The sequence below is a fragment of the Sphingomonas sp. BAUL-RG-20F-R05-02 genome, from assembly GCF_022662305.1.
In the GTDB taxonomy this organism is placed as follows: domain Bacteria; phylum Pseudomonadota; class Alphaproteobacteria; order Sphingomonadales; family Sphingomonadaceae; genus Sphingomonas.
Window position 1 is genome coordinate 1 of sequence record NZ_JAKNQH010000016.1, and the last position, 13,244, is coordinate 13,244.

The window sequence follows — 13,244 nt, forward strand, 5'->3', positions numbered from 1 at the left end:
CTGGAGAGCATCCGCGTCTATCCCGGCCGCGACGCGAGCTTCACGCTGTACGACGATGACGGCGTGACCAACGCCTATCGGAATGGCGGCGGCACATCCGCGACGCTGCATTGGGACGATGCGACCAAGCGGCTTACCGCGTCGGGACGGCTGCCGACCGGTCAGGACGCGGCAAAGCTGGTGCAGGTGGTCCAGCCAGACGCCCGCTGAGGCGAAGCGGCCGGCGACCGCCGGCGTGTCGAGCGCAAGATTGTGAGCGGCAGGCGGCGGCTCGAGGTGCGTCGATGGCCGATAGGCCAACGCCGGTCAGCGGCTCCCCACGCCACCGCCTGCCGCCTGGAACAACGCGACCGTATCGGTCAGCCGCGCCGCACGCGCCTGGATCACCAGCGAGCGTGCCTGTGCGTCGGTGCCGGTCGCGTTTAACAGCGCAAGCGTGCCGACATCACCAAGCGCCAGCTGGCGGCGAATGAAGGTGAGCGCGCGGGAAGAAGCATCGCCCGCGTGCGCCGCCGCGTCGAGTGCATCCGCGTCCGTGCGCAAGCCGGTCAGTGCGTCCGAAACGTCGCCGAACGCCTGCAACACGGTCGCGCGATACTGCGCCTTCGCGCCATCGAGCGCGGCCTCCGCGGCGTGCTGCTGATGCCGCAGCGTGCCGGCATGGAAAATTGGCTGAGTCACGCCGCCGAGCAGCGCCCAGAACGGATTGCCGCTCTGGAAGATGTCGAACAGGTGCTGTGCCGCGCCGCCGGCCTGCGCGCTCAGCTGGATCGCGGGCAGCCGTGCCGCGATCGCAACACCGACATCGGCGGCAGCGCCTTCCAGTTGGGCGCGGGCCGCGCTCACGTCGGGCCGCCGCGCCACCAGATCGGAGGGGAGCAACAGCGGCAGGTCGTGCGGCAGCGTCAGTGCGGATAGCGCCGGCAGCGGCGGCAGCGGCGTTCCGGCCGCCCGCCCGATCAGCGTGCCGATCACGACGCGCTGGTGCGCCTCGGCACGGATCAGGGCCGGCAATGCGCTCTGCGCGGTGGCGAGCGCCGCCTGCTGCGTGGCGATGTCGGCGGCACCGACCGCGCCGAGCTGCTGGCGCCGCAGCAAGGTCGCGAGGATATCGCGATTGACCGCCACGCTGGTCTGTCCGGCGGCGATCTGATCGGCTAGCGCGGCGCGCTGGATCACCGCCTGGACGAGGTTGGCGATCACGGTGGTGCGGGCCGCGTCCAACCGGTGCCGCGCAACGTCCGCCGCCGCGCGGGCCGAACGGATGCGCGCACCTGTGCCGCCGAACAGATCGGGATTGTAGCTGACCGTGACCTGTGCGGTGTGGAGCGTGTAGAGCTGCTGGTTCTGGTCGGCGACAGCGGGCGACAGCGCGTTCGACACCCGCACGCGCTGCGCCTGATAGCTGAGATCAGCCTGCGGGAGCCGACTGCCTGCGGTTCCGGCCGCCTGTTCCCGCGCCTGCCGGAGCGTCGCGTCGGCGACCGCGATATCCGTGGCGTGCGTCTGCGCCTCCGCGACAAGCGCGTCGAGATCGCCGCTGCCGAAGCTGCGCCACCACTCGGCGGGGACCGGCATCGGTCGCGCGACCTGCTCCGGCCCCTGCGCCGGCGCGAACGCCTGCGGCGCGGTGACCGGCGGGAGGGTGACGGGCGGCAGCGGGTTGCGCGGACCGAGCGTGCAGGCGCTCGCCGACAACGCGAGCAGGCTGGCAAGAGGACGCTTCATGCCAGGATCTCCCCGGTGTCGGGTTCGTCATGCGGATGATGCCCCACGTCGCGGCCGTGTGCGCCGCGATCCTCCGGCGGCACCCGTCGCGAGAAGATGTCGATGAGCACCGGCAGCACCAGCAGGATCAGGATCGGCGCGAGCGTCATCCCACCGACCACGACCAGCGCGAGCGGCTTCTGCACCTGACTGCCGATGCCGTTCGACAGTGCGGCGGGCAGCAGCCCGATCGCGGCGACCAGACAGGTCATCACCACCGGGCGCAGGCTGTGCTTCACCGTCGTGGCGAGCGCGCTCTGACGGGTGTTGCCCTCGTCGATCGCATGGTTGAACGTGGTGACGACGAGGATGCCGTCCATCACCGCGATGCCGAACAGCGCGACGAAACCGATCGCCGAGGAGATGCTGAACGCCGTGCCCGACACCGCCAGCGCGAGCACGCCACCGATGATCGCCATCGGGATCGCCGAGAATGCCAGCAGGCTGTCACGGATCGAGCCGAAGTTGCCGTACAGCAGCAGCAGGATCAGCAGCAGGCTGATCGGCACCACCACCTCGAGCCGGGCGACCGCATTGTTGAGGTTGTCGAGCTCGCCCGCCCATTCGAGGTGATAGCCCGACGGCAGATGCACGCTGCGGGTGATCTCCGCCCGCGCCTGCTCGACCGCGCCGCCGAGATCGCGCCCGCGCACCGAGAACTTGATCGGGATGTAGCGCTCCTGATGCTCGCGGTAGATGAACGACGCGCCAGACGTCAGGCGCACGTCCGCGACTTCGGAGAGCGGCACCTGGATCGTGCCGGTGCCGTTCGGGGCCGGCGCGCCGATGGTGATGCGGCGGATCGCATCGATGCCGTCGCGCTGTTCCGGGCGCAACCGCACCACGATCGGGAAGTGGCGGTCGGTGCCCTTCTCGTACAGGTCGACGGTGGATTGCCCGCCGATCGCGGCGGCGACGGTCGCGTTGACGTCATCCGGCGTCAGACCGTAGCGCGAGGCGCGCGCGCGATCGACGTCGATCCGCACCGTCGGCTGGCCGAGCGACTGGAACACGCCGAGATCGACGATACCCGGCACCTTGGCCATGCGGTTCTTGATCTGGTCGGCATATTTCTCCAGCGTTTCGAGATCCGGGCCGAACAGCTTGATCGAATTGGCGCCCTTCACGCCCGATGCGGCCTCCTCCACGTTATCTTCGATGATCTGCGAAAACGAGAAGTCGACACCGGGAAATTTCGCGGACAGCCGCTTCGACATTTCGTCGGTGAGCGTTTCCTTGGTCACGCCCGCCGGCCAGGTGCCGAAGGGTTTGAGCGGCACGAAATATTCGGCGTTGAAGAAGCCGGTCGAATCGGTGCCGTCATCCGGGCGGCCATGCGCGGACAGTACCGCCTCGACCTCAGGATAGGTGGCGATGATGCGCCGCACCTCATTCACCACCGGCTGACCCGCCTCCAGACTGATCGAGGCGGGCAACGTCGCGCGGATGTACATGTTGCCTTCTTCGAGGTGCGGCAGGAACTCGATACCGAGCGTGCGCATGCCCAGCATCGCCGCCCCCAGCAGCAGCAGCGCGCCGCCGACCGCAAGCACGCGGTTGCCGAGCGCGAAGGCGGCGGCGGGCTCGTACGCGCGGCGCAGGCGCGCCACCACCCGCGTCTCGACCTCGGACAGTTTGTCGGGCAGCAGCATTGTCGCCAGCACCGGCGCAACCGTGAAGGTCGCGATCAGGCCGCCGCTGATCGCATAGGCATAGGTCTTCGCCATCGGGCCGAAGATGTGACCCTCCACGCCCGTGAGCGTGAACAGCGGCAGGAAGCTCGCGATGATGATCGCGGCCGCGAAGAAGATGCCGCGGCTGACCTCGCTGCTCGCCCCCAGCACCGCCGAGAAGCGCGTCGCCATCGTGTAATGGCCGCGCCCGCTTTCGACATGGGCGGAGCGTTCGACCATGTGGCGGAAAACGTTCTCCACCATGATGACGCTGGCATCCACCACCAGCCCGAAATCGAGCGCGCCGACCGAGAGCAGGTTGGCGCTCTCGCCCTGGATCACCAGGATGAGGATCGCGAAGGCGAGCGCGAACGGGATCGTCGCGGCGACGATGATCGCGCTGCGCAGATTGCCGAGGAACACCCACTGCAGCACGAAGATCAGCACGATGCCGGCGACGAGATTCTCCAGCACGGTATGGATGGTCAGCTCGATGAGGTCGGAGCGATCGTAAATCCGGTCGAGGTGGACGCCCGGCGGCAGGATGCCGGAATCGTTGATGTCGGCGACTTCCTTCTGCACCGCCTTGATCGTCGGCATCGACTGCGCGCCGCGCTGCATCAGCACGATGCCCTGCACGATATCGTCCTGATCGTTATAACCCGCGATACCGAGCCGGGGCGCGTTGCCGATCACGACATGCGCGACGTCCTTGATGAGGATCGGCTGCCCATTGGCGGTGCCGACCAGCGCGTTCTCGATTCCCGCAACCGACTGGATCAGGCCGACGCCGCGCACGATCGCCGCCTGCGATCCGAAGTTGATCGTCTGCCCACCGACGTTGCCGTCGCTCTTGGACAGGGCGGCCAGCACCTGCGGCACCGTCATGCCGTGCGCGGCCAGCCGGTCGCTGTCGATCACCACGTCATAGGCGCGCAGCTTGCCGCCCCAGCCGGTCACGTCGATCACGCCGGGGATGCGCTTGAAGCGACGTTGCAGCACCCAGTCCTGCAAGGTCTTGAGGTCCATTACCGAGTATCCCGGCGGACCGGTCAGCTTGTAGCGGTAAATCTCCCCGACCGGGCTCGTCGGCGACAGCGTCGGCTGCGCACCGCCCTGTAGCGGCGGGAGCTGCGACAGGCGGTTGATGACCTGCTGCTTGGCCTGATCGTTGGTGAAATCGTAGCTGAACTGGATCTTGATGTCGGACAGGCCGAACAGCGAGATCGCGCGGATCGCGGTGAGGTGCGGGATACCCGCCATGCCGACTTCGATCGGGATGGTGACGTTGCGCTCCATCTCCTCGGCGGAGAGGCCCTGCGTCTGGGTGATGACCTCGACCATTGGCGGCACGGGGTCGGGATACGCCTCGATGTTGAGGTTGTAGAACCCGATGCCGCCTGCCAGCAGCATGGCGGCGAAGATGCCGACGATCAGGACGCGCGATCGCAGCGAGAACGCGACGATGCGGTTCACGCGCCCAGCCCCGCCTCGTTGACGAACAGCGCGCCGGTCGTGACGATCCGCTCACCCGCGCTCAGTCCGCTCTGGATGACGACCTGTCCGTCCTGCTCGTCGCCTGCGACGACGCTGCGCGACTGGAGCAGGCCATCCGGCCGCACCACCCACACACGCGCCGAATCACCTTCATGGATCACGGCGGCGGCCGGCACACGCAACGCTTGCCCCGCCTGCGGCCGCTGGATCGAGAAGCTGGCGAACATCTCGGGCTTGAGCGCGCCACCAGGGTTGGCGATGGTCGCGCGCACCGGCAGGCGGTGCGTCTGCGGGTCGAGCGCCGCGCCGATCAGGTCGATCGTCGCGTGGAAGCTGCGGCCGGGGAGCGCCGGCGTCGTCACCGTCACCTCGTCGCCAAGGTGAACCGCGCTGGCGTCTCCCTCCGCGACCTGCGCGATGAGCCACACGCGCGAGGGGTCGGTGATCGTCATTACCGGTTTGTCGCCGCCCTGCGAGACGAACTGCCCGGCCGACACGTCGCGCGATGCGATCAGCCCCGCGATCGGCGCGTGCAGCGTGGTGCGGTCGTGGATGCCCGACACCTCGCCCGCGCCCTCGAGCTTGTCGATCTCGCCGGCCGACTTGCCGAGGATCGAGAGCTTGTCGCGCGCCGCGCCCAGTGCCGCGGCGGCGGTGCGAGCGGTCGCCTGCGCGGCGATCAGGTCGGTCTGCGCCTGCTGATAATCCTTCTGCGCGCCGCCTGCCGTCTCGAAGATCTGGCGCTGGCGTTCAGCATTGCGCGTCGCCGTGGCGAGTTGCGCCTGCGCGTTCTGGAACGCGGCCCGCGCCGAGAACAGCCCGCTGCGTGCATCGACGAAATCGCCGGTCTTGATGAGCAGCAGCGGCTGGCCCTGCTTCACATATTGCCCTGCGTCGGCCAGCACCTGAACGACCTGCCCGGAATAGGGCAGCAGCACCGGCGTGCTGCGATCGCCATCGACACTGATCGCGCCGCTCGCCAGCAGATGCGCGTCCGATGCCTGATAGCCGACCCGGATCGTCGCCATGGCCGCCATCTGGTCGTGCGTCGGGCGGAAGGTGCCCGGCGGCGTCGTGACCGGCACGACCGGCGCGGGGCGGGTCAACGCGGCGACGATCATCCAGACGATGGAGATCGCGACCACGGCGCCGACGACGATGCCCAGCCAGCGCAATTGGCCGGCGCGGGACAGGGTTGGAGCAGCGGGCAAGGATTGAGGCGTTGGAGAAGCGTGCATCGGTCGCCCTGTTCGGGATGGACTCGCGCCGCTAGGCCGACTGGCTTACAGCACGCTTACATTTTATGAAGCGTCACGAAATCGACCAAATGCGGATCCTGCTTATCGAAGATGAAGAGGCAGTGGCGGCGGCGCTCGGCGCGGCGCTGTCGCGGCGTGGCATCGCGGTCGACCGGGCGCGGAGCGCAGCGGAGGCGGAGGCGTACCTCGCCGCGATCGACTATGCCGCCGTCCTGCTCGACCTCGGCCTGCCCGACGCGGACGGCATGGATCTGCTCGTCCGCATGCGCGCGCGCGGCGATACCCGGCCCGTGCTGGTGCTGACCGCGCGGGGCTCGATCGACGCGCGCATCCTCGGCCTGACCGAGGGCGCCGACGAGTACATGGTCAAGCCGTTCGATGTCGACGAACTCTACGCCCGGCTGCTGGCGGTGCTGCGGCGCCGCGACGGCTATATCGGGCGTTGGCTATGCTGTGGGGGTCTTCGCTTCGCGGTCGACAGCCGAGTGGCGTATGTCGGCGAGACGCCGCTGTCGCTATCGGTGCGCGAAACCGAACTGCTCGAACTGTTGCTGCGCCGCGCCGGCCGCGTCGTGCCCAAGCGAATCGCGGAGGATCAGTTGTTCGGCCTCGACACCGATCTCGGCTCCAACGCAATCGAAGTCTATGTCCACCGCCTGCGCAAACGGCTGGACGAAGCGGCGACCGGAACCCGCATCGAGACGGTGCGTGGCCTCGGATATATGATCGTCCCCGCATCATGAAGGCGGCCCGATGAGGATCGCCGCACCGCGATCGCTGCTCGCGCAGTTCGTGGTGCTGCACGTCGCGGTGGCCGTGGTGGCCACGGTCGTGCTGCTGTGGAGCGCGACGACGTTGCTTCACCAGACCGCCGACCATTTCCAGCGCAACCTGCTGCGCCAGCAGGTCGAGATCGTCGCCGCCGCCCGCCAGCGCGGCGAACGGATCATCTCGCCCACGGTGTTGAGCGCCGGCATGGCGGTCACCGTGATTGACCGTTATCGCCATATCGATGGCGCCAGCGGGCCGGCGCGACCCGACGTCCTCGCCGCCGCACCGCTGAGCCACCACCCGCGCTTCTTTCGGCACGGTGATGTCGAAGGGTTCAGCCAACCGGTGGGCGGCGGCTGGATCGTCGCCTCGCAGGACGACACCGATCCGCAGGTGGTGACCGACGATATCGTGCGCAGTTTCCTGAAGCGTTTCGCGCTGATAACCGTGCCGATCGCCGCGCTGGTGCCGCTGATCGGCGTGGTGCTCGCCCGCCGCCTCACGCTGCGCATGCGCAGCGTGTCCGCGATCGCCGCCGCGATCGGGCCGTCGTCTTCCGACATCCGCCTGCCAATCGGTCTGCTGCCGCTGGAGGCAGAGCCGCTGGCGGAGGCGACCAACGCCGCGCTCGACCGGCTGGCCGACGCGTTGCACGTGCAGACAGCCTTTGCTGCCGACGTTGCGCATGAGCTGCGCACGCCACTTGCCGTGATCCGCCTGCGCGCCGACGCGATCGAAAACCGCGCTGTGCAGGGCGAGATGATCCGCGCGGTCGATCGCGCCGCGCGCGTCATCACGCAGTTGCTGGTGCTTGCCGAACTGGAGCAGCCATCGGCGCTCGGCATGACGCCGGTCGCGCTCGATCGCCTCGCCGAAAATGTCGTGGCAGACCGGGCGCCGGCGATCTTCGCGGGGCAGCGGACGATCGCGCTTGAGGCAGCGGCAAACGTGCCGCCAATCGAAGGTTACAGCGAGGCTATCGCACTCGCGCTTCAGAACCTGATCGACAACGCCACCAAATACACACCCACCGGCACCGCGATTGTCGTGTGTGTCGGGCCGGGCGCGCAGTTGAGCGTCAGCGATGATGGGATCGGCGTACCCGACGCGCACCTGAGCCGCCTCAAGGACCGCCTCTGGCGCGGCAGCCCGGAGCGCATCGAAGGCTCCGGCATCGGCCTGTCGATCGTAGACCGGATCGCGCGGGCCCATGGCGGCGGTCTTGCGGTGGAACGCGGACCGGGCGGTACGGGTCTCACCGCCCGCATCACGCTCTTCGGCGAGCCGGCGGCCTGATCCGGCGTAGCGACGCTATCTGACCACTTTCCAGACCAGCACCGGCGAGTTGCGGATGACGACCGGGCGCAGCCAGGGGAAGGTATCGCCCCGTTCTAGTCTTGCCCAAAATCCGTTCGGGGCGAACTGCTTGTACATTTCCGTCTCGTTCGGCCCCGGACAGCCGACCACGTAGGACGCGCCGCTCTCCAACACCCAGCGGTGCGCCGTTGCGGGATCGGCCATGAACGTCGCCATCGCCCGCTCAATCGCGGCAAGATTGCGGTGGTATCCGCCCGCGATCGCGCTGTGCGTCGTCGTGGCGAGGATTTGCGGGGTGATATCGACGGGGGCGAACAGCCTGGCGGTGGGAAGCGCGGCGAGATCGGCAATCTCATGGAGTCCATCGCAGGGCGGGCGCGTCAGCGCGGCCGAAGGTGCCCCGCGCACCGTGGCAGCGGGCGCAAACCCGAACAGCGCGGCCGCCGCCAACCCGGGGGTCGCCGCCAGCAATGCGCCCGCCGTCGCCGCGATCCGCTTCGGCAGCATCCTTACTGCGCGCGCGCGCGTCAGCATCGCATGCAGCGCCCATGCGCCACCCGGCAACGCCAGCGCGTTGGCGGTCGCGCCGGTCCGGATCACCAGCAGCGACAACGCGAAAGTCGAAGCCGCCAACGCCAGCAGCATGGTCCAGCGGATCCGCGCCTCGCCCGTGCTTGCGCGCCACGCGAGCACGCCCCCGATCAGGCCGGTGATCGGGAAGCCTACCGTCATGGCCGCCCAGGATGGAACCTGCTTCCAGACCGGCAGGCCCTCCGCCACATTCTCATACCAGAAGCGCCGAACGAACGGGTCGAGCCCCGCGAACGGCCCCCTCAGACATTGCGGGCTGATCGCAGCCAGCGTCGCCAAAGCGGCACCACCCGCCGCGGCCAGCATGACGAGGCGCACGATCAGCGGCATGCGGTACGGCAGCATCGGCACCGTCGATCCGATCGCGGCGATGGCCAACGCGGCGATCCAGGCGGGTGCGATGGCGTCACACGCGGGGCTGAACATCGCCGGCCCGCGCGTCGCGACGTGGAGGAGCAGGGTCAAGCCGGCCAGCGTCCAGATCGCGACCAGCGCCTGCTCGCGGCGGGCGGGCACGAGCGCACCGGCAAGCATCGCCACGCCGAGGATCGCGGCGGTGACCGGCAGGCCTTCCAGCGAGATGGTGAGGAGGACCGCCAGCGCCAGCCCCATCACCGCGCCGGACCGCCGGTCCGGTCTGCCGACCAGCGCGACCACGGCGAGCAGCGCGAACGCGATCTGCCAGCCGTGATGGTCGATCCGCAACGGACGAAGCTGATAGAGGAGCGGCACCGACAGCGGTGCCAGCAGAACGGCGGATTTCGCCTGCTCCATGCCGCTCAGCCGTCGGGTGAGTTCCGCGCCGAGCGCCATCACCGCCAGCAACGTCAGCAGCGGCACCGTCGTAGCCGTGATGCGGGTCGACAGCGCCTGCCCGAAGACCGGGTCGAGCAATACCATCATCAGCGCGAGCGGCAGATCGACCAGCCGCGACCAGTGCATCGCGAAATGCCCGTCCCACAGCCGGCGCTGGCTGACATCCCACCAGCTCTGGCCGCCAAGCCAGTCACGGACCTGCGCCAGCCGCATGGCGTCGTCTGGATCAGGGAACCACAGGTGCGCGATCGCGCGGGCCGACACCAGCACCAGCACCGCCGCCGCCAGCGCCCAGCCGGCGAGGACCACCGGCCAGAGCCGTTCCCGCGTCATGCCGCGCGGCGGGCCGGAACGTGCCGGACGCTGGCCAGCGCGGCGACCGCGCCCTCGTTGCCGGATTCATGATATTCGGCGTCTTCGTTGACGTTCCAGATGTCGTAGACGCGCGCGCCGTGCGCAATGTTCTTGACCGTCAGCATCGCGGTCATCATCGCATGGTCCTGGTTGTTGTAGCGGTGCATGCCGTTGCGTCCGACCATGTGGAGCGTGGGGTAGCGATCCTCCAGATCCCGGCGCAACGCCTCGACGTTCTCACGATAGGCGTCGTCATAGACCGGATAGGCCTTCTCCTGCCGTACCACTACGCCGCCGGTCACCGTCTCCGGCTTGGCCAGTCCGAGCTGATCGAGTTCCCGCGTGGCGAGCGCGACGAGGTCCGCGTCCGACGCATTCCACAGCCCGTCGCCCTCGAAACAGAAATATTCGAGGCCGACGCAGGCGATGGTGTCGTCCGGCACCATCTCGGGCGACCAGCTCCGGAAGTTCTGTACGCGACCGACCTTCACCCCCTCCTCGTGGATGTAGATCCAGTTGTCCGGGAACAGGTCTTCGGACCGGATCATGAGCGCGACCGTCAGGAAGTCGCGGTAGCTCAGGTCCATCGCTGCCGGGATGCTCGCCGGGGTGGGCTGGACACGCGCCGCCAGTTCCCGCATCGGCGCGGAGGAGATGACGTGGGCGGCGTTGATGGTGACGGTCTGGTCCTCATGCGTCGCCTGCACGTTCCAGCGCTGCGTCGCGTCGTCGAACCGCAATGCCTTCAGGGCATGGCCCATCAGCACGCGGTTGCCGCCCGCGACCACCCGGTCGCGCGCCGCGTCCCACATCATGCCGGGGCCCTTGCGCGGGTAGCGGAAGCTCTCCAGCAGCGTCTTGGTCGCCATGCCGTCATTCGGTTTCTTGTTAAGGCGCAGCGACCGTTTCAGGCCGTCGATCACAGCCTTGCCCAGGCTCAGCCCCTTGATCCGCTGCGCGGCCCAGTCCGCCGACATCTCGTCGCACGGCATGCCCCACACCTTCTCGGTATAGGTCTTGAAGAAAATCGAGTAGAGCTTGTGGCCGAACTGGTTGACCACCCAGTCCTCGAAGCTTTTCACGTCCTTCTTCGGCAGCAGCCGCGCCTTGGCATAGCTCGCGATGCACAGCGTCGAGGTCCAGATGCCGAGATTGAACAACGCCTCGAACGCGCGCAGCGGATAGCTGTAGAATTTGCCGCCATAGAAGATGCGGCTCATCCGCGGCCGCTCGATAAAATCGTCCGGCAGGATCTCGTTCCAGAGATCGACCACTTCCCGCGACTTGGAAAAGAAGCGGTGTCCGCCGATGTCGAAGCGGAACCCCTCGTGTTCGACGGTACGGCTGATGCCGCCGACATAGACCGGGTCCTTCTCGATCACGACCACCGAGAAACCGAGCTTGGTCAGCTGATAGGCGGCAGTCAGCCCGGCCGGCCCCGCGCCGATGATCGCCACGTCGACAGCATGGTCGCGGTGCATGGAACGCCGTCTCCTGTGTGAAACCCACGTGCGGCTATGCCAACCAAACCCTAAACTGCGGTTAACCACAGGCGCCGCAGGTGTGCGAACCCGCAAAACCGCGTAGGACACGCCGATGCAGCGACAGCGGACCGATTGCCCATGGTGGCAGCGCGGGGTGATCTACCAGATTTACCCGCGCTCTTTTCAGGACAGCAATGGCGACGGCGTGGGCGACCTCGCCGGTATCGAGGCGCGGCTGGATTATGTGGCGACCCTGGGTGTCGACGCGATCTGGCTGTCGCCGGTCTTTCCTTCACCGATGGCGGATTTCGGGTATGACGTGGCGGATTACTGCGGGATCGAGCCGATGTTCGGCGATCTTGCCGCGTTCGACCGCCTGCTTGCGGGCGTGCACGCGCGTGGGCTGAAGTTGCTGCTCGATTTCGTGCCGAACCACAGCTCCGACCAGCACCCGTGGTTTGCAGAAAGCCGCGCCTCACGCGACAGCGCGAAACGCGATTGGTACATCTGGCGCGACCCGGCGCCGGGCGGCGGGCCGCCCAACAACTGGATCAGCGATTTCGGCGGGTCGGCGTGGGAATGGGATGCGGCGACCGGGCAATATTACCTGCACGCCTTCCTGAAGGAACAGCCCGACCTCAACTGGCGCAAGCCGGCCTTGCGCGCAGCGATGATGGATGTGCTGCGCTTCTGGCTGGATCGCGGCGTGGACGGCTTCCGGATCGACGTGCTGTGGCACATCGTCAAGGCGGAGGGCTTCCCCGACAACCCCGTCAACGTCGACTGGACGCCGGACCGGACCGAGCGCGACCGCCTGATCCAGCGGCATTCCACCGATCAGCCGGAAGCACACGCCATCTCGGCGGATTTCCGCGCGCTTGCCGACAGCTATGGCGAGCGGGTGCTGGTCGGCGAGATCTTCCTGCCGAACGATCGCCACGCGCGCTGGTTCGGCACGCCCGAGCGCCCGCAGGTCCACCTGCCCTTCAACTTCCAGCTCATCGAGAACCGGTGGAACGCCGCCGTGCTGCGCCGGGTGATTGCGGACTACGAGGCGTCGTTGCCGACACATGGCTGGCCGAACTGGGTGTTCGGTAGCCACGACGCGCCGCGCATCGCCGCACGAATCGGCGATGCGCAGGCCCGTGTCGCGGCGATGCTGCTGCTCACGCTGCGCGGCACGCCCACACTGTACCAGGGTGACGAGATCGGCATCGGCGACGTCCCGATCCCGCCGGAGCGCGTCCGCGATCCGCAGGATCTGCGCCAGCCCGGCCTCGGCATCGGTCGCGATCGGTCGCGCACCCCCATGCCGTGGGACGGATCACCCTTCGCCGGGTTCAGCGCTGTCGAGCCATGGTTGCCGCTCAACGCGGACTGGCCGACGCGCAATGTCGCCGCACAATCGGACGATCCGGATTCGCTGCTGACGTTGTACCGATCGCTCCTGACGCTGCGCCGCGCGCAGGATGCGCTTTCGATCGGGAAGTTTGCGCTGGTCGACGCGGACGAAGACGTGCTCGCGTTCGAGCGGTGGCATGGTGACGACCGGTTGCTGGTCGCGCTCAACCTCGGCACGCAGCGGCGGCGCCTGCCGCTGCCGGCGCACGGCGCGATCGGCGCGGTGCTCGCCTCGACCTTGCCGCCGCGCGTGCTTGACGGATCGCTCGCCCCCGACGAAGGGCTGGTCCTGCGGCTGGAGGAGGCACGCTGAC

At 68.2% G+C, this 13,244-nt stretch carries 9 protein-coding genes; 4 read left to right on the forward strand and 5 right to left on the reverse strand.

The annotated features are described in order from the left end of the window. A partial coding sequence (locus L8F97_RS19205; RefSeq protein WP_242153903.1) for a DUF5110 domain-containing protein occupies window positions 1-210 on the forward strand: 210 nt, incomplete at its 5' end. 96 nt (window positions 211-306) lie between these two features. Here L8F97_RS19205 and L8F97_RS19210 read toward each other — a convergent pair. From L8F97_RS19210 to L8F97_RS19220, 3 genes are read right to left on the reverse strand one after another with little or no spacing between them, the layout of a single operon-like run. After that, a complete protein-coding gene (locus L8F97_RS19210; protein WP_242153905.1) occupies window positions 307-1,728 on the reverse strand; it encodes an efflux transporter outer membrane subunit in 1,422 nt (473 codons plus the stop codon). Further along, the gene (locus tag L8F97_RS19215) at window positions 1,725-4,916 is read right to left on the reverse strand and encodes an efflux RND transporter permease subunit (protein WP_242153907.1); all 3,192 of its coding nucleotides are present in this window, start codon (window positions 4,914-4,916) and stop codon (window positions 1,725-1,727) included. The genes L8F97_RS19210 and L8F97_RS19215 overlap by 4 nt, the downstream gene beginning before the upstream one ends. Continuing rightward, complete coding sequence (locus tag L8F97_RS19220; RefSeq protein WP_242153909.1) at window positions 4,913-6,175, reverse strand: efflux RND transporter periplasmic adaptor subunit; 1,263 nt, start codon at window positions 6,173-6,175, stop codon at window positions 4,913-4,915. The genes L8F97_RS19215 and L8F97_RS19220 overlap by 4 nt, the downstream gene beginning before the upstream one ends. 89 nt (window positions 6,176-6,264) lie before the next feature. Here L8F97_RS19220 and L8F97_RS19225 point away from each other — a divergent pair, with 89 nt between their 5' ends. Then, on the forward strand, window positions 6,265-6,939 hold the full coding sequence (locus L8F97_RS19225; RefSeq protein WP_242153911.1) for a response regulator: 675 nt from the start codon (window positions 6,265-6,267) through the stop codon (window positions 6,937-6,939). A 10-nt stretch (window positions 6,940-6,949) separates the two neighbouring features. Beyond that, the gene (locus tag L8F97_RS19230; RefSeq protein WP_242153913.1) at window positions 6,950-8,263 is read left to right on the forward strand and encodes a sensor histidine kinase; all 1,314 of its coding nucleotides are present in this window, start codon (window positions 6,950-6,952) and stop codon (window positions 8,261-8,263) included. 15 nt (window positions 8,264-8,278) lie between these two features. On the opposite strand, the gene L8F97_RS19235 is transcribed toward L8F97_RS19230, so the two are convergent. Both L8F97_RS19235 and L8F97_RS19240 read right to left on the reverse strand, forming a co-directional pair. Beyond that, entirely contained in the window at window positions 8,279-10,024 is a 1,746-nt protein-coding gene (locus L8F97_RS19235; protein WP_242153915.1) for a hypothetical protein, read from the reverse strand. Continuing rightward, window positions 10,021-11,526, reverse strand: a complete 1,506-nt coding sequence (locus tag L8F97_RS19240) for an NAD(P)/FAD-dependent oxidoreductase (RefSeq protein WP_242153917.1) — start codon at window positions 11,524-11,526, stop codon at window positions 10,021-10,023. Before L8F97_RS19240 ends, L8F97_RS19235 begins: the two co-directional genes overlap by 4 nt. A gap of 115 nt (window positions 11,527-11,641) precedes the next feature. Between L8F97_RS19240 and L8F97_RS19245 the strand changes: the two genes are divergently transcribed. Further along, on the forward strand, window positions 11,642-13,243 hold the full coding sequence (locus L8F97_RS19245) for an alpha-amylase family glycosyl hydrolase (protein WP_242153919.1): 1,602 nt from the start codon (window positions 11,642-11,644) through the stop codon (window positions 13,241-13,243). The last annotated feature ends 1 nt before the right edge of the window (window position 13,244 follow it).

Bases quoted from the DNA above. Each gene is read 5' to 3' on its own strand.
- L8F97_RS19210 (WP_242153905.1), bottom strand. From the start codon at position 1,728: ATGAAGCGTCCTCTTGCCAGCCTGCTCGCGTTGTCGGCGAGCGCCTGC.
- L8F97_RS19220 (WP_242153909.1), bottom strand. From the start codon at position 6,175: ATGCACGCTTCTCCAACGCCTCAATCCTTGCCCGCTGCTCCAACCCTG.
- L8F97_RS19225 (WP_242153911.1), top strand. From the start codon at position 6,265: ATGCGGATCCTGCTTATCGAAGATGAAGAGGCAGTGGCGGCGGCGCTC.
- L8F97_RS19230 (WP_242153913.1), top strand. From the start codon at position 6,950: ATGAGGATCGCCGCACCGCGATCGCTGCTCGCGCAGTTCGTGGTGCTG.
- L8F97_RS19235 (WP_242153915.1), bottom strand. From the start codon at position 10,024: ATGACGCGGGAACGGCTCTGGCCGGTGGTCCTCGCCGGCTGGGCGCTG.
- L8F97_RS19240 (WP_242153917.1), bottom strand. From the start codon at position 11,526: ATGCACCGCGACCATGCTGTCGACGTGGCGATCATCGGCGCGGGGCCG.
- L8F97_RS19245 (WP_242153919.1), top strand. From the start codon at position 11,642: ATGCAGCGACAGCGGACCGATTGCCCATGGTGGCAGCGCGGGGTGATC.